Here is an 18,622-nt window from a genome sequence, read left to right on the forward strand (position 1 = left end):
ATGGCAAAAATCAACCGATGATGATTTGATGATTTGCCAACAAAGTCTCCAGATCTGTATTGACATTGTTCAAAGTCAGAAGGTCGCTCGACTGGAAAGCATTCCCCTTGCCATCACGGTCAATACTCAAAATCGTATTGCCGTTTTCAACGCGGGTCGAGAGGAAGTCCTTGATATTATCCCCCCAGTCGATCTGGGCTTTGCCCTTGTCGTCAAAATGGGCAGCACCATCGGCATCGGCACGGTAACCTTGCAACAGGTCCTTCACATCAATACGGTCGGCATCATTATCAATTTTGGTTTTGTCGGCATCAATATAGGTTCCTACCTTGAAGCCATAGGCCGTGTCACTGCCATTGCCACCGGTTGCATCATCCTGCTGGATCAGGCGATAAAGCAGAAGATCATGACCGCCGGATTCAAGGTGATAGGTGTCGTTACCACCGCGACCATCAAAGAAATTGTCACTCTTGTTACCGGTGAAGGTATCGTCGAATTTACTGCCGTAAATACCTTCAATGTCATTGAACTTGGCGTTGTTGAAACCTGTCGATTGATAGCCGGTGTTACCGAGATCGACTGTGACACCGTTGGTTGCCTTGCCAAAATCGACAATGTCTTCACCACCGCTTGCCTGCCAGTATTTCTCGCCGGCATCATTCCTCCAGCCACCACCACCGGAATAACTCTGGCTACCGGCTTCGGCGGTGAAAACATCATTATAACCGGTTCCGACAAGTCCCGGACGATAGCCCTGGGTTGCCGGATCATTATTTCCCGCACCGGTGGTGACCGTGTCGCCATCCTTATTGGCATTCAGAATATAGGCATGGTCGGCTTCAACAGCTTTAAGACCTGTCCACGAGGTGTTGACATTTTCTATCGTGTTTTCTTTGCCATAACCGGTTGTATCTGTTGTACGGGTGCGGGCAATGCCGCCAATATCATTCGATTGCCCCTCGGTATTGCGCAAGACAACAACCGAATAGGTTTCATTTTCTTTCAAGCCATAGAAATGGACAAGGCCGGTATTATCGGAACCACCCATGCCACCTTGTGCATTGATAACCTGCACGGCAACCAGTTTTCCCGAAGAGTCAAAAAGCTGGACGGTATTGTTATAGAACACATTGGCGCCATCCTTGTCGGTGATGCGAAAATGCAATGACGTTCCATAACCCACCTTGTTTTTGTTCGACAAAATGAGCGATGAATGGGCGTTGTCACGCTGCATGGTGACATCAAGCGCGCCATCCCAGTCATAGTCGACAACACCGATGCCATAAATGAAGTTAATGCCACTGCCATTAATGCTCTTTGGATCAACATCGCCATTGGCACTGGCAAGACGGCCACCCTGCGCACCGAAAATATCCCAATTATCCCATTGGACCGCGCCATCAAGACCGAGGCCGCCATTATGCCAGAGTTTCGTGCCGGAGGCACTCTGGCCAAAGCCCGGAACCTCCAGAATATCCATTTTGCCATCGTGATCCCAGTCGATAGCAACCGACCAGCGACCGTCAAGGTCGTCCTTCATACCGTAAGCACCACGCAATTGCCCGGTTCCGTCACCTTTATTATAAAAGATCTGGCTTTCCTTGTTGCCATGCCAATTACGGTGATTTTTGGCAAGGAACAGGTCCATATAACCATCACCATTATAATCGGCCCATGTCATGGAAATGGTATTTTTATAGTTGTCAGGACCAATTCCCTCATCAGTGCCATTACCGTAACTCGGCAATGAATCGTCAAAATGCTGGCCAACTGACCAGTTGGCACCATAAACCCCGTTAGGGGCAGACACACCACTGTTCATGAGCGTCATCAATTGATACCAGTTGTTGCCAAAACCGGAAACGCCTGTCGTATTGTTAATCAGCCCGTTACCGGCAAAATCAATCGTCCCGTTATTGTCAAGGTCGATTGCCGACACATGGTGATCGGTCATAAAATTGGTTGTGAGCGCGGACTGGTTACCGCCGAATTGCCGCCCCATACCGATAAACTGGTTGCCGTTCAGGCTTGACGAAGTCGCACCCTTGTTCAAGAAGACAGATCCTGAATCAATACCGGAATCACCCTGAATGACATCAAGATAGCCGTCGCCATTCATATCGAAAGTGGCAATGCCGCCGAGGTGGTTTTCAATAGACACACCATTGAGCATGTCGGCATATTTCACATCGACATAATTCCATTGATTGTCACCTGTGCCGACATAGGCGGCGGTTGTATACCAGGAATAGGAGGTTTTTGTTGACCATACATCAATGTAGCCATCATGGTTATAATCGGCCATAGTATAGGAACCGAACAAAACATATTCCGGCCCCCACCCCCAAACGTCAACAGTCCCATTGTTAATTCCTGTCTGATAATCCAAATAGTGGGCTTCGGCCTTGCCGCTACTGTTGAAAACCCAGACATTCGAATTGGAAATGACCTGCCACTCGCCATTATTGTTGAGAGCGACAGCCTGCGTATAACTTAAATCTCCACTACCTCTTTGAGTATTTCTGTTTGAAATTCCATAATCGGGAACATTTGCAGCACCGGTCGTGTCAACGCGCACTTCGACATTGTGTGCTTCGCCGACATAACCGGAATTCGACACAATTGCCGTGGTAAAGATATAGCTGTGGCGGTCGGTCAGGCAGCCATCAGGCAGTTTGAAACTGAATGTGCCATCCTTACCGATCTGGCTTTTGTCGACATAGCCCAACAGCACGTGATCGCGATAAATGCCGATTTTCGCACCATCTTCAAGGTCGGCAAGATTGCCGCTGATTTTACCCATCAAAACAGGATTTGTAACATCGACATATTCACCATTCTGGAAGACTTTACCGGTTTTACCGGTAAAGCCCACAAATTCGGAATGTTGAGCCGAACCATCGCTATCAATAACAACAGTTTTTGCCGACTTTTGGGTTGCATCATCATCATAAATGCCGGTACTCGAAATAACGCGCGTCTTGATGACATAACTTCCGTCAGCAAGGGCGGGCTTATTTCGCCAATCAAGTTCCCACTTTCCATTGGCTGAATTATAGGTAAGGTCATACCATTGGTTATTGATGAGGGCTTGAACCTTGTCGGTATCCTTTAACGTTCCATCCACTTTGAAGCTGAAGAGCAGTGTATTATCCTGCGTTGTGAAGTCGCCGCTCTTAAATCCGGTATCGTCGGTAATACTGTCGAGTGTTGCCTTGGCACCGGGAACCGTTTTATCAACAATAAACGAATGCGCTTTAGATGCCGGTCCTTCATTGCCGGCAGCGTCCACCGGACGGGCTGTCAGCGAGTGTGAACCATTGGCAAGCTTGGCATCGGAGTTTCTGTTACCCGCTTCCCAGAACCATGTATGATCGCTATCCACATCCACTTCGGCAATCAACTTGTTATTGTCATAAATGCGCACTTTCTTGGCGTCGCTCGGTGCGTTTCCGCTGAAGATCGGGCTATCATCATTGGTGTAATCATTTTGATTGACAGTGATAACGGCCGGACCGTCTTCACCATTGGCACTATTCGGCAAAACATTATCCTGAACTGTCTCGCCGGTTATCTCCTTGGGTGCGGTAATGTCGACCTTAACAAGATATTCGTTTGAAACGCCGCTGGTCTTTCCCACGGCATTTTGCGAAACGGCCGTAAACTTGTGGTCATCTTCGGTGAGCATTGGTCCGGTTGTATAAGACCAGTTGCCGTTGCCATCGGCATAAACGCGGCCAAGTTCCTTGCCATTATCATAGATGATAACAAGGCTGTTCTTCGGTGCCGTGCCGTTAATCGTCGGGTTGGTATCGTCGGTCGTGCCATTGTCGACACGGGAGCCACCATTTGCAACTACACCCTGAATAAGGCCGACATCATCAATAACCCCGGTAATTGTCGGCTGTTCCGGTTGACCATTATCAATATTCAGTTTGAAATCCTGTCCGGCAAGAACATTGCCACCGGCGTCTTTTGCCTCGACATAATAATTATGTTCGCCGGCGGTCTGTTCCGTCAAACCGATAGACCATTTGCCGTCTTGCCCGACAACGACCGGGTCACCAATTGTCTTTGATTTTGAAGAATCGGTATAAACGGTGACAGTCGAGCCTTGCGGTGCCGTGCCGTGAAGCTCGGGCGTTGTATCGTCTGTGTGCCCGCCATTGGCAATCTGGCCTTTAAGCGGATCCACATTGTCAACGGCATAATCAACCGTTACGGTATTTCCATTATCGGCTATTGTAATATCGGTTCCAATGCCGCGATTGCTTTCATTGCCGGCCGCATCTTTTACTGTGGTGGTAAAATGATGTTCGCCTTTATCAAGCGGTGTTGTCGGTGTGAACGACCATGTACCATCCGGATTAACTTTCGTCTCGCCGATTGCTTTGTCACCGTCATAAATGGTTACAACATCGCCGTCTTTCCAATTATTTATCTTGCCAGAGAAGGTTGGCGTTGTATCGTTTGTTGTTCCGTGATCGGTGAAGGCATCGGAGATCACGGCTTTATTGGGGGCAACATCGCTTGAAATGGTAGCGCGTCCGGGACTGTCCGGTGCAGTTCTATCCACCTCGAACGGATAGGGTGCTGTCGCTGCACTCTTGGTACCGGTTACGTCCTGCGCCTGTACCCAAATATTATGAATACCTTCGTCAAGCCGCTGCAAACTCTTTTCCCAATTGCCATTGTTATCAACTTTTACACTTCCGATCAGGTAGTCCACACCATTGATGCGGTCGTAAATATTGACAGTTGACCCTTTGGTACCCGTGCCCTTTATAAAGGGAGTATCGTCGCGGGTAACGCCATTTCGCTGGATCTGGTTGTCAGGAAAACTGATGTTCGGATTCTCGTCGGAGCCAAGCTGGGTAATAGACGGTGTTCCGGGAGCGTGCCCGATAAGATCGAATTCGAATATATCCGATTTTGTCTTTCCCGTTACTCCGGCATGGCTGACAGGAACAACCCAGAAACGGTGGTGCCCCGGTAACAAAGGACTTTCAGGCTCCACACTCCAGGAGCCATTTTCATTGACGTTTGCCTGGCCAATCGGTTTGGCATCAGGGTCGGATGGATCTCCATCATAAAGAAGAACATATTTAACCTTGGCCGGATCAAGCGAACCTGCTTCACCTTTGACTGTCGGCCTATTGTCATCGGTAACAGCGGGCTTGCCATTTTCACCGATATTGCCTGTCTCAGGGTTCTGGTCGTCATAGACAACATAGCTCTTCGAGCCTAACCAATCCGGCCCTTGCGTTGTCAGGAACAATCCCAGCGGCGCGGATTTTTGCCCCTGATTGCCTGCTGTATCCTCAAGCACTGCAACAAAATAATATTCCGCATTATCCGGATAATCGGCCGCATCAAGATTGGGTGTAAATTTCCAATTGGTTCCATCAGGATGGACAGAACCGAACTTGATCGGATTGCCATTCTTATCCTTCAGGATATTGCCATTTTTATCCGAAAGATAAATGACAACATAATCGCCGGACTTCGCACCCGTGACTGTTCCATGTAATTCGGGTGTGCGGTCGTCGGTATAGTTTTTCTCGGTATGACTGTTAAATTCGTTTTTAACACCAACATCATCAATGAATTTATCCAGTGTTAACGAGCCATCGGGAGCATCGTTATCAATTGTCATCATTCTTTCGGTGACCGACGATGTACGACCTGCATTGTCAATGATGCGTGTTTTTAAAAGATAGTCGCTGCCCGACGGTAAAGCGGTTACCGGACGGAAGAAATAGCAGCCCTTTTCTGCGTCATAGGTTGTGTCATACCAATGACCGCCAATGTTGATCTGGACTTTTTCACCATTTGCAGCATTCAGCGTTCCGGACACATTTATATAAATTGTCGGTCTGGTGTCGTTGGTTACAAAATCGTTCGCGTCATAGCCGGTATCCTGCGTGATAGACGAAATGTTTGCTGTTGTCGCAATCGAGCCGCTCAGAACAGTGAAATCCCATGCATCGGTCGGAATGCCGATATTTCCCACCGCATCAACAGGTTTGGCCTGGAACGAATGGTCGCCATCACTTAAAGCCGTGTCGGGCGTATAGCTCCATGTATATTGCCCGTTATTTTTGATTACATCGACTTCGCCGATTTTTATTCCACGGTCGTAAATATAGACCTTTTCGGTATCGGCACTGGCCGAACCGCTATAGGTCGGCTTGTTATCATTGGTCAAACCGTCAATAACACCGGTGTTTTCATCTACGTCATCAACAAGACTGGTGTCAGTCAACGCCGCCGGTGCTGTCAAATCAATGGTGTAGTCGAATATATTCGATTGATCGCTTTCGTTTCCTGCCGCATCAACAGATGTTGCCGTAAAGTGATGTTCTCCTTCCGGTAACGGGCTTTGTACGGAATATTCAAAATGGCCGCTTGCATCGGCACGAACACTGTCAACAAGGCGCGTTACCCCGTTGATCGTATCATAAATATTGACCATACCATTGGCTTCGGCACCTCTGCCTTTCAGTGTCGGGGTGGTGTCGTCACTCGCCGAGGGTGATGTCATATTGTCCGATTGCATGGCACCGACATCGTCGGCAACGTTTTCAATTACCGGAATATTGGTATTGCGTGTATCGACTTTAAGTACAAATTCGTCAGAGTCGTTCGAACCACCTTCGGCAATGATTGTATGACTTCCATCGGAAAGTGCCTTGTCTGTCGGCCACACGAATGTCCAATATCCATCGCCATCCGCATAGGCCTTGCCGATAAGTGTTTTTGCCCCGTTGATATTGGTATAGATGGAGACGGTGGAATTTGCCGTGGCGCGCCCGTGCAGTTCCGGTGTTGTGTCATTGGTGAGACCACCGTCAGAAATCCTTCCGGTATAATCCTTTTCGTCATCAACGGCATAAAGAACGCTGACTTTTACATTTGTCGGATCAATAGTGACAGAAGTCGAATCGCTTTTTGCACTTTCATTTCCTGCCGCATCGGTGACCGATGTTGCAAATTCGTAATTACCTTTATCAAGCGGATTTTCCGGTGTCCACGACCATTGGCCCGACGACGGGTCGACCGTTGTCTCGCCAAGCTTGACATATTCATCGCCGACCTTGTTGTAAATGGTAACCTTGTCGCCCACTTGCGGGTTTTGAACAGTACCGCTGAATGTCGGGGTTTGGTCGGGTGTCGTTCCATTCTGCGCAATCGTACCGGTTTCAGGTTCCTGATCGGATTGAAGAGAAGGAACATCCGGCCGGTTTGGCGCTTGATTATCATAAATAATCGGATATTCGCCGGTTTTTGAACTCGCCACACCCGTCTGGTCGACAGCCTGCACAACAAAACCATGCCGCGTTCCAAGACCGTTTGTCGACGTATCTTTCAAGGCATAAGCAGCCGGAAGTTTGAAAGTCCATGTGCCATCCTTGGCAACAATAACCGGATTGTCTTCGGTATTGATTTCTTCTCCGTCAAGGTAAATATGGATACGCGTACCCACAGTCCCCATGCCGTGAAGGGTTGGTGTTGAATCGTCTGTAGACTGGCCTTTTTGCAGATAAACGGGGTTACCATCCGGATTTTTATAATTATCAATAATATTGGTAATTGATGGCGTGCCCGGAGCGTGTCCGGCGAAATTGAAATCCCAATCGGCATTTTCGAGCGGTGTGCGGTTTCCGGCCTGATCGACAGCAACCAGATGGAAATTGTGTTGTCCGGGGTTGATAGCCTTGTCGGGTATAATCGTAAACGAGCCATCCGACTCGATAAGCCCTTCGCCGATTTTGGTGGTTCCGTCGTAAAGTTCTACAACGCCACCGCTCGCACCCGATACTGTACCGGGTCCTGCATGCACTTCCGGATAATTGTCGTCTGTGACACCGTTCGAATGGGGAATAATACCGGTTACCGGCTGCTGGTCATCCCGCAATTCGATATTGTCGACATTCCCCCAGACGGGAGGAGTCTTGTCTACAGCCAACAAGAAGTCGGCACTTGTCGCTCCTTCATTTCCTGCCGTATCCTTGACCACCGCAACATAACGGTGACTGCCTTCGGCAATATCCGAAAGCTGGTATTGCCAGGTATAGGTTCCATCGTCGTTTTTAGTCAGACGGATATTATCGGCAACACTATGGAGATTGCCTTTGTCATCACGATAATAGAGGTGAACAAGATCGCCGTCATGTGCACCCGTGACAGTGCCTTTAAGGAGGGGCGAGCTGTCGTTTGTTGCACTTCCTGATGGAAGATCACCGACATTGTTCGGGACATCATCATAGGCGTTGTTGATTGTTACTGTGTATCCGTCAACCGGCGGCGTGGTATCAATCGTCATATCATGTCCGGCCACCGGACCGACATTGCCTGCCGCATCTACAACACGCGCTTTGATGTGATAGACCTGCCCGGTCAGTTCATGCCCTTTTTGAACAGAATAATAATACTGTCCGGTTTCAGAATTATAATCGGCTTTTATCCATGTCTGCCCGTTATCAAGCGAAATTTCTACATGTTCGTCACTGGCGATCGGCTCGTCGACAGTCACGAGAATGGTAGGCCTGGTATCCGAAGTATTGAAATCCGATCCCGACACGCCGGTATCATCAAGTATTCCCACAATTTTCGGTGTTGATTGGGGAGCCTTTGTATCGACGGTAAATTCCGACCCCTGACAATCGGTACCCTCATTGCCGGAAGCATCCACCGGACGGGCTGTCAACGAGTGCTTCCCTTCGGAAAGCGGTTTATCTTCGGAAGGTGTGAATAACCATGTGCCGTCTTCCTTGACCTTGGTCGAACCGATCAGCTTGCCATTGTCATAAATATTGACAGTTTTTGCGTCGGAAGGTGCTTTTCCCGAATATTCGGGACGGTTGTCATTGGTATACTGGTCTTTTTCAAGTTTACCGATAAAATCATTGGCATCGTTTTGGACATCATCGGTCACCGAAACTGTATCATTTTTGATCGGTTCAGGCGATGTAATATCGACAATCACGTTATAATCGGAAGAGTGCCGACTTTCATTGCCCACTTCGTCAACCGTTGTGGCTGAAAGATGATGGGTGGCTTCGCTTAATGGCGAAGGCGGGGTGAAACTCCATTTGCCTTCACCATCGGCTGTGACCGAACCGATCAGCTTGCTTTCACCTTTTTGACCATCGCGGTCTTCTACCGCGTCATAAATGTTGACTTTCTGATATGGCTTTGCACCACTGCCGATAATCGTCGGGGTTGTGTCATCCGTACTGCCACCATATCCAACATCTTGCTGAACAGCACCGACATCATCCTTTATTTTATCAATAGACGGCATTTGATCGTTTGTTAATGCAACGTCAAAATTGAAATCGGCTGTTGCTTTTCCTCCTGATGCGTCCTTACTTTCGGCATGGATGACGTAATGTCCCTCGCCGAATTTTTCACTGTCCTTGACCTGATAGGACCAATTGCCCTCGCCATCGGCTGTAACACTTGCCAGTTGATGCACATTGTTTTCAGCATCGGTGTAAGTGAGTACGACAACCGAATTCGGTTTTGCCTTTCCGCAAATTAACGGCGTTCTGTCATCCGTCTTGTCATTATTTGTAACATGTGTTTCGACCGGTGACTGGTCGTCAACAAGATAATCAATGCTGACATTGACCGTACTGGTGTCAACCATGATATCGGTCGCAGCCCCCTTGTCGCTTTCATTACCGGCTGCATCACTCACAGACGTCTGGAACTGGTGATTGCCATTTCCTAACGGATTTTTCGGTGTCCATGACCATTCTCCCGCATCATTGACCGGAACTTCTCCAACCTTGACACCATCCTGATAGATGTTGACCTTGTCACCGGGTTGATTGCCGTTGACCTTTCCGTTCAAAATCGGGGTTGAATCGGCCGTTGTTCCGGTAATTGTATTGCCTTGATCGTCTTTGGCCGTCGGTGCATCGGGTGCATCCGGTGCTTGTCTGTCGACAATGATCGGATACTCGCCCGTTTCATGGCTCCAGTTACCGGCCGGATCCACTGCTTGGGCTTTAATGTTGTGACTGGTACCATTCCGGTCTGTCGCCGGATTGGAAAGCTCGTTAAGGGTGGTTTCCCATGTTCCATCATCCTTCACTTTGACCTGTGCAACGTCATTTCCGTCAACGAAAATATGAACAATCGAACCGGTTGTGCCTGTACCCTTGATAAGCGGCGTGGAATCGCGCGTAACGGCATTTTTCTGGATCGTATCACCATTATCATCAAGAACATTGACGATAGAAGGAGTAGCCGGTGCATGGCCGGCAAAGTTGAAATCCCACGCTGCTGTTCCCTGCGATTGTTCATTACCGGCATGATCGACCGGTTTTGCAACAAAACTGTGATCGCCTTGACGCAGTGGTACTGTCGGCTCGACACTCCATGACCCGTCACTATTGACTTTACCCGTTCCGACAAGCTTGCCATTGTCATAAAGGTTGATTGAACCCACTTTTGTCGGGTCAACCGAATGGGCAGCCCCTTTCAATGTCGGACGGCTGTCGTCGGTGCTTTGTCCGCGTTTGATTGTTCCCACATCGGGCGACTGGTCGTCAAAAAGATCAAGGCCGCTTTCGTTGATTACAGGTGGCGGTGTTGTTGCAACATCGAGGCCAAAGCCTGAAGAAGCTTGTCCGAGATTACCCGCTTCGTCCGTAATCACGCCTCTGAATTCGTGATAGCCGTCATCGAGATGATCTTTTGCCGTGCCACCGGGAATACCTTTGACGTCGAACTTCCAATTACCCGACCCGTCAACTTTTGCTGTGCCGATGGTTACCCAATCGTCACCGATTTTGACCTGCACAGTGACATAATCACCGGCCTTCATGCCCGATGTATGCCCCATCAAAGTCGGCGTATTATCATTGGTTGCTTCACCATTGGAACGGCTCTTTGACCCGCCTTCCTCATTGACATCATCGGTAAAGCTGTCAATCACGATTTCATAATTGCCACCGATCGGCGCAGTCTTGTCGATTGCGACATCCTGCGCCGGACCGTCTTTGACATTGCCTGCATCATCGACAACGCGCCCGTAAACCTTGTGGACACCTTCAGCAAGATGAATTTTCGAGTGGTCATAATACCAATAACCGTCAGTCTCGTCATAGGTGGCGTCATACCATTTGCCGTCAATATTGACCTGAACCTTGTAGCCGGCCGGCAATTTTTCACTAACACCGAATTTGAAAACAAGGCTGTCATCACCGGTCTTGAAATCGCTATCACTCAAACCCCGATCTTCATTAATCGAAACAAGGCTCGTCGTCTCGGTCGGTGCATCTGTCTTCACCGTCAGATCATATTCGGTATATTTTTCGCTATCGACACCAAGCTTGTTGGTTGTCTGGAGCTTGAAATGATGGGCACCGGGAAGAAGCTCGTCAACCGTGCATACCCATTTATGATCGTTACCAATAGTGGCCGTGCCGATCTTGACCAGTTTGCCATCAATCTCGTCATAAATGGTTATCGTATCGCCGGGATTACCTTTGCCATAAAATGTCGGCTTGGTATCATTGGTTTTGCCACCCGAAACCAGATCATCGGTGTTAAGCGGTACGTCATCCTGAACACGTGTAATGTCCGGTGCTTCAGGCCGCGTATTATCAATATCAAGGGCAAAATCAGAATGGGCATTGTTGCCGTTTTGTGCTGTCACAGAAGCGGTATAAACATGGTGCCCGTTTGTTTGTTCGGGAAGTTCAAACGACCAATTGCCATGCCCGTCGGAAGTAACCGTGCCAATAACCGTGTCACCTTCTTTGATGGTGACAACTGTGTTGGAAGTGGTTGTACCATAAAGCGTCGGTGTCGTATCATCCGTTGTTGCGCCATTTGCAAGATCTTTGACAATATGGCCTTCATTATCGGCAGCATAATTGATCGAAACGATAATTGCCGAACTATCAATGTTAAAGTCGAATGCAGGACTCTTGTCACTGATATTGCCAGCCTTATCCGTGTAAGTCGTGGTAATCGAATGTTTGCCCTGTCCGAGGTCGGTTGGGGTATAGCTCCAGTTTCCTTCACCATCGGACATAACAGTCTGAACATGTTTTGTCTTGCCATCGACGGTATCATAAATATCGACAACAACATTACCCTCACCGGCTTTTCCGTGAATTGTGGGGGCTTTGTCGTCAATTGTCGTGTTTTCAGCTACATCTCCCTGTTTATCACCGATATGGTCGTCCAACTTCGGCAAATCCGGTGTGAGCGGCTTCAACGTATCGACATTGATCGGCCAGAAACCTGTCTTGTCGGATTCCTGTCCGGCGCTGTCACTTGCAGAAGCGCGAATTTGCCAGCTCTCGCCATTCGGCAAAATACCGGCCAATGACGGATCAATCTCGACTGCCCAATGGCCGTCACCCCCGACCGACACACCCTTGGCAACAAGTTTATCGCCAATATAGATGTTGATAAACGAACCGGCATCACCGGTTCCTTTAATGAGCGGTTTGGCATCATTGGTAAACTGGTTTTTATCAATGAACTTGCCATCCGGATGGGATGCATCAATCTGTTTTTCGTCATTGTTGTAAATGCCGGTAATGGCAGGCATTCCCGGAGCTGCTCCGGCAATGTCGAAATTCCAGATTTTGCCTTCACCTTCATTGCCCGCATTATCGGCCGGACGGGCTTCGATTTTATGTGTGCCCGAACTCAAATGCGGCGTATAGGACCATGTGCCATCGGCTGCAACATCGACAATACCGGCAAGTGTACCATCAACATAGATATGCACTTTCGTGACATCACTGCCTTCCGGAAGTTTGCCTTTGATCTCCGGTGTTTTATCGTCGGTTACTTTATGACCGGCATCGTTTATGTTCCACGCCGTGGTGCCATTGGCACCGTCAAATTCGCCAGTCTGTGGCCCCTCGTCATCCCACAAGCCGATGTCACTGCCAAGTGTTCCTGTCGGTCCCTTTGTATCAACCTCGAATTTATAGGCAGGCGTTGACGCACCTTCATTACCGGCTTTGTCAACCGGACGCGCTATCCATTCGTGCACGCCATCGCCAAGCCCGTGTCCTGTTGACGGTGTGAAACTCCAGTCGCCATTTTCGTCAACTTCGGCAGAACCGATCAGCTTGCCATTGTCATAAATATTGACCGATTTCGTGTCGCCTGAAATCGCGCGTCCGCTCATTGTCGGCGTATCATCATTGGTAAGCTTGATTTTTTCACCCTTACCGTCATCCTTCTCGAACCAGTTCGGGAAGTCACCGACATTCGTTTCCTTATTGTCGACAAGCTTGATGGTCTTGTCGTCAAGAACCGGTGGATCGCGGTCAATGAAAAGATTATAGCCGTCTGTCGGATTGCTTTCATTGCCGACACTATCCGTCTCTGTCACAATAAATGTATATTTTGTCGGGCTATGATTTGGGTCATCGGTCAAAGCGACCGTCGGCGTGACAGACCATGTTCCATCCTCATGAACAATTGTCTGGCCGATAAGTGTGCGCTCGCCAAGTTCATTAACCGTATAAAGCTTGATAATGTCTCCCGCGACACCTTTACCATTAAAGGTCGGCGTGGTGTCGTCGGTAATATCATTGTTGTTCAATGAACGGTTGCCATCCGGATAGGTTGCCGGATCGTTGCCGACATTGTCGATAACCTCGACAAGCTTTGGTGTCGCCGGTGCTGTTGTATCAATATGCAGGCTGAAATGATGTTCAACTTTATTGCCAGTACTATTTGTCAAAGAGGCAATATATTCGTGTATCTTGTCTTCACCGGCATTTTGTTGGGGCGTCGTAAACTGGTATTCCCATGTCCCATCCCCCTTGACCGTCGTCTCATAGGTTGAACCGGTTGTCTTATCAAGAATCGTCACTTTTTGTCCGGCTGTTCCACGCCCGACAAGCTTCGGCATTGCATCATTGGTAGCACCACCATTGGCGATGTTTTTCGCCTCTTTGTTATAGTCGTCAACAGCGTGATCGATTTTGACTTCGGGAGGTGTCAAATCAAGATTGAACCCCAACGGGTCACTTTTATCGCTCACATTGCCGGCTGCATCGGTCAAGGTGGTTGTTATACTGTGTGAACCGGCTTTAAGCGGCGTGGTGGGCGTCCATGACCATGTGCCATTTTCATGGACGGTCGTCTCTCCTATAATCTTGTCGCCGTCATAAATGGTAACAATGGAATTTTTTTCGCCTTTTCCGGAAAGATGCGGGCTATCCTCGTCATAAGTCCCGCCTTCTTCAATAGTTCCGCGCTTGTCACCGGAATTATCTTCCGCTTTGACAATATCGGGTTTTTCCGGTGCTGTCGTATCACGATTGACCCAGCTATCGCCGGATTTGGCACCAACCGTTCCAGCGTCATTTCTGGCATCAGCTACAAAACTGTAACGACCATCGGCAATGGCTTTGCGTGTCTCCACTGAAACTGTGCTCAAATCCACCGTTTGCGACCAGCTACCGGAGCCATTGCTTTGCGTGGTGTCAAATGTATGGATGACCTTGCCGCTATCATCTTTCAGATAAACAGTAATGGTCGAATTGGCCGGCGCACTTCCCTGTAGATGGAATATGTTTTCCTTCGTCGAATTGCCCCATGTATAGGGTGCATTAGTGTCGCCTGTTGTCGCCGAATCGATCGAAGTCTGGCCAACGGTTGCCATATCAAGAACAAACGGAAATGATGTATGCGGCCCTTCAACGCCAGCCTTGTTCTCGTAAGCAACTTCAAAATTGTGGTTGTTACCGGCTTTCAATGTGGGCGTATATTCCCAACGTCCGTCTTCGCTTACCGGAATTTTGGTCAATAATTGGCCATTGTCATAAATATTGATTGTCGAAATCCGGCCCGAATTCAGCAAATCTGTCGGCAATTGGCCTTTAAGGGTCGGCGTTGTATCGTCGGTGATAACAGTTTTCTCGCCATGCTGGCCTTGCCGCGTCGCCCACTGACCGTCGCGATAGGAGCCGACAATGGACCCCGCATCGTCAATGAGATCGACTTCATCCTTGCTGTTGCCCATCGCCGGAACCGGCTCGGTGTCGAAACCTAACAGGAACTTGCCCGAATGGTTACTTTCGTTACCTGCCGGATCGGTCGCCGTCGTGGTAAATTCATGCGTTCCTTTGAGATCGGTAATCGGGCTGGTTGGCGAAACGCTCCATGTGCCATCGTCTTTTACAACCGATTGGCCGACAAGTTTGTTACCATCATATAATTTGATGACATCTCCGGCCGTGCCTTTGCCGGAAAATGTCGGCGTTGTATCATCGGTGGTGTCACCGCTATGAAGTTCCTTGTTGCCATTTGTACTGTTGGCGGCATTATCTTTATTACCGACATTGTCGATGACTTTATCAATGGCCGGTGCATCCGGTGCTTTGGTATCAATCGTCAAATGGAAATCGACAGACTGGCTATTGCCTGCCGCATTGGTGATTTTTGCGTGATAGCTATGGGTAACTTCCTGATTATCGCCTGCCTGATTTGGAAGCTCCAACTGCCAATTTCCATTGCCGTCGACTTTGGTTTTGCCAATTTCCTTGCCGTTTTCGTCGGTGATTACGACTGTTTCATTGGGCGTGCCACGCCCGTAAAGGGTTGGCGTGCGATCATCCGTTACGCCATTATCATGGACATCCTTACGGATTGCCCCTTCATCATCATGCGCACCATCGGCAAAGATATTCACACCCGATTTGTCGACAGTTATTTTGACAGCACCACTCCGTTCGCTTTCATTTCCGGCAGAATCTGTCAATGTCGTCGTCAAACTGTGGTTACCACTTTCAAGCGGCGGATTGGGCGTAAAAGTCCACGTACCATCATCACCGACAACCGTCTCGCCGATCGGCGTTTTCCCGTCATTGTCATAAATCTTGACAATCTCGCCTTTTTTGCCTTTGCCCGACAAGGTTGGCGTGTCATCATCGGTTGTCCCACCGGCAGTGATTTCACCCTGCTTTTCGCCAACATTATCCATCGCCTTCGGTGCATCCGGCGTATCGGGCGCTGTCGTATCGCGTTCCAGCCAATGCGGGCCTGACGGGTCGGTTGCGGCGCCTTTACTGTCTACGGCACTTGCTTTGAAACTGTATTCTCCGTCCTTCAAAGGCGGATTAAGCTTTGACAAATCACCTGTATTGACCGACCATGACCCATCTTTCGTGACATCGGCCGTCCATTCCAAAGGCTCACCTTTGAAATTCTTGACCGGATTGCCGTCTTTGTCATAAAGCCTGAGTGTTACTTTCCCTGAAGACGGCCCGCCACCCGTGATAAAGAAGCTGTTGGCATTGGTCGGGTAACCCGATTCATGATAATGCCCCTCATCATCCTGTACCTGCTGGATAGAAGGTGGTCCTGCGCGGTTAAGATCAACCCAGAAATCATAATCATCCGGTTTTGACTGTTCACCGACTGTGCCGAATTTGTTGACAATGGCTGCACTTAAGCGATGGTCGCCTTGCAACCACTCCTGACTATATTCGAAACTCCCGTCACTCTTGACCTTGGCTTCGCCAATCTTCTTGCCATCGTCATAAATGTTGATGTGATCGACCTTTGCAACATCATAACCGTCCGGAATCCTGCCTTTGAACACCGCATGATTATCGTCGGTCACTTTCTTATGGTCACTGTCGCGTGTTGTCCAATTTTTGTAAGATCCGGTAACCGCGCCGACATTATCAATGACATCAAGATTTTGGTCGCCCATTGTGGGGGGAAGTGTCCGGTCAAAAGCGAAATTGCCGTTGATATGATCGCTTTCATTCCCGACTTTATTTTTGACATAGACTTCATAATTATAATTGCCATTGGTAAGCTTATAGGCTTGAGGCAAGCGGAAGGCGAATGTGCCGTCGTCTTTGATAACCTTTTCTGCCGTCCCTCTTTGAAGTCCTGCTTCGTTCAAAGTGTTCCGGTCAATGACAAATTCATGACCATTGAGTTTAATGATGATATGGGTGACGTCTTTACCGATTTTACCGGCAAAAACCGGCGTATCGTCATCGGTTGTGCCGCCCGTCGATGGCAGCGCACCGGTTATTTCGGGATAATTATCCTCGACGCGGAAATTTTCGATCCGGCCGGGCCTGCTTGAATCTATATTGACGTTGAAATCACTGCCCTGGCTTTCGTTTCCGGCAGGATCTGTCAATGTCGTGGTGAGTTTATGGTGACCATCACTTAAAGCTTTGTTTGTTTCAACCGACCAGTTGCCATTTTTATCGACAGTACCCTGTCCTACAAGCGTTTTATTGCCTTTGTCATCGGTATCATAAATCTTGACTGTGCTTCCCGGCTCGCCCTTGCCGGTTAATGTGGGCGTATTGTCATTGGTATAGTCTCCGTCATGCAATATACCGTCCGACCCCACCGGATCGGGCGAAACATTATCCACCGCATTGGCTATAATCGGTGCATCCGGTGCTTTTGTGTCAACATTGAAATCGTATTTCGATTCCGCACTCACATTCCCGTTCGAGTCAATCTGGGTGACTTTGGCCGTATATTTGCCGTCACTCAACTTCGGTAACTCGTAACTCCACGTGCCGTCCGAATTGACCTTTGTGGTCATATCGGGAAAACCGTCAAGATGGATCCTGACCGTATTGCCGGGCGTTCCCTTACCGGACAATAGCGGCGTTGTATCATTCAGATAGCCGCCATTTGCGACAGCCAGAAGATTTTTCGGGTCATTATTGTTGATGACGTAATATTGCGGAACAGTCGGCGGCGTTTTATCAACAGCCGGTTCATCATGATCGTCATCGCCACCACCCGAAGCAACCGCAGCAATACCGCCGGCACCGGCGGCTGCACCCAGAATTCCTAACAATACATTCTGTGAATAGCCGCTTTTATCCTTTATTTCCTCATAGAAAACATTGGTATCGAGAATCCCGTCGCCATTATCCGACAAGGCCTGACTGAAGTCGGTGAGCCATGTTGTACCATCATCAATGAATATCAAATTGCTAACCGGGTGACCGGAGGCAAAAAAATTGGCAATGCGAACAGTTTTTCCGTTAACAAAGTCGATCACCAGATCATTACCGGAACGGGAATAGTTGGTAATACTTTCTTTATCCGCTGTGAGGATATAATTATGCGGCTTACCACCACTGTCGACGGAGCCGCTATTAACGGTCAACTTCACGGCTGGGTGTTGTTTGATGATTTCCGACTTTGTCATTTCCTGCTTCCTACATCACTCGATAATTATGCAATGGCGTTGCCACGCCACTTGTTTGGCACCCAATATTTTGTGATTTCCCCCGGCGAAAACACGGCAGATACATGCCATCTAAGGCACTATCCGCAACTGCCAATAGTCAGTTAGCCTTCTACTTTTAGTTGTTTTTTATTTTTATTGCAACTTAAAAATGTTTTTTCAAACGATGCAACCGCGCCGTGAAACCGGTTATTTAGAAAAATTATTTTATAAACCTGTAAAAATAGAAATATTAATTTAATTGTTTATTTAAAATAAATTTATATATTTAATTATATATGATGCTGTGATTGAAACTTTCAGGCGTGGTTTTCAAAATAAATATAATTATATTCATATTGATTTTTAATAATTTATATAACTATAATTTTATTTATATTTTTGTTA

Annotated in this window: 1 protein-coding gene; it reads right to left on the reverse strand. The window is 48.3% G+C overall.

From position 1 onward, the window contains the following. Nucleotides 1–10 precede the first annotated feature (10 nt). Nucleotides 11–18,196: an Ig-like domain-containing protein gene (locus H3S94_RS10650; protein ID WP_198241035.1), complete on the reverse strand. Its 18,186-nt coding sequence runs from the start codon at nucleotides 18,194–18,196 to the stop codon at nucleotides 11–13. Between the last annotated feature and the right edge of the window lie 426 nt (nucleotides 18,197–18,622).

Origin of the sequence: Bartonella sp. B10834G3 (genome assembly GCF_016102505.1) — a bacterium.
Taxonomy (GTDB): Bacteria; Pseudomonadota; Alphaproteobacteria; order Rhizobiales; family Rhizobiaceae; genus Bartonella; species Bartonella choladocola.

What these genes read in the sequence shown, in the direction of transcription:
- H3S94_RS10650 (WP_198241035.1), bottom strand. Translation starts at nt 18,196, where the DNA reads ATGACAAAGTCGGAAATCATCAAACAACACCCAGCCGTGAAGTTGACC.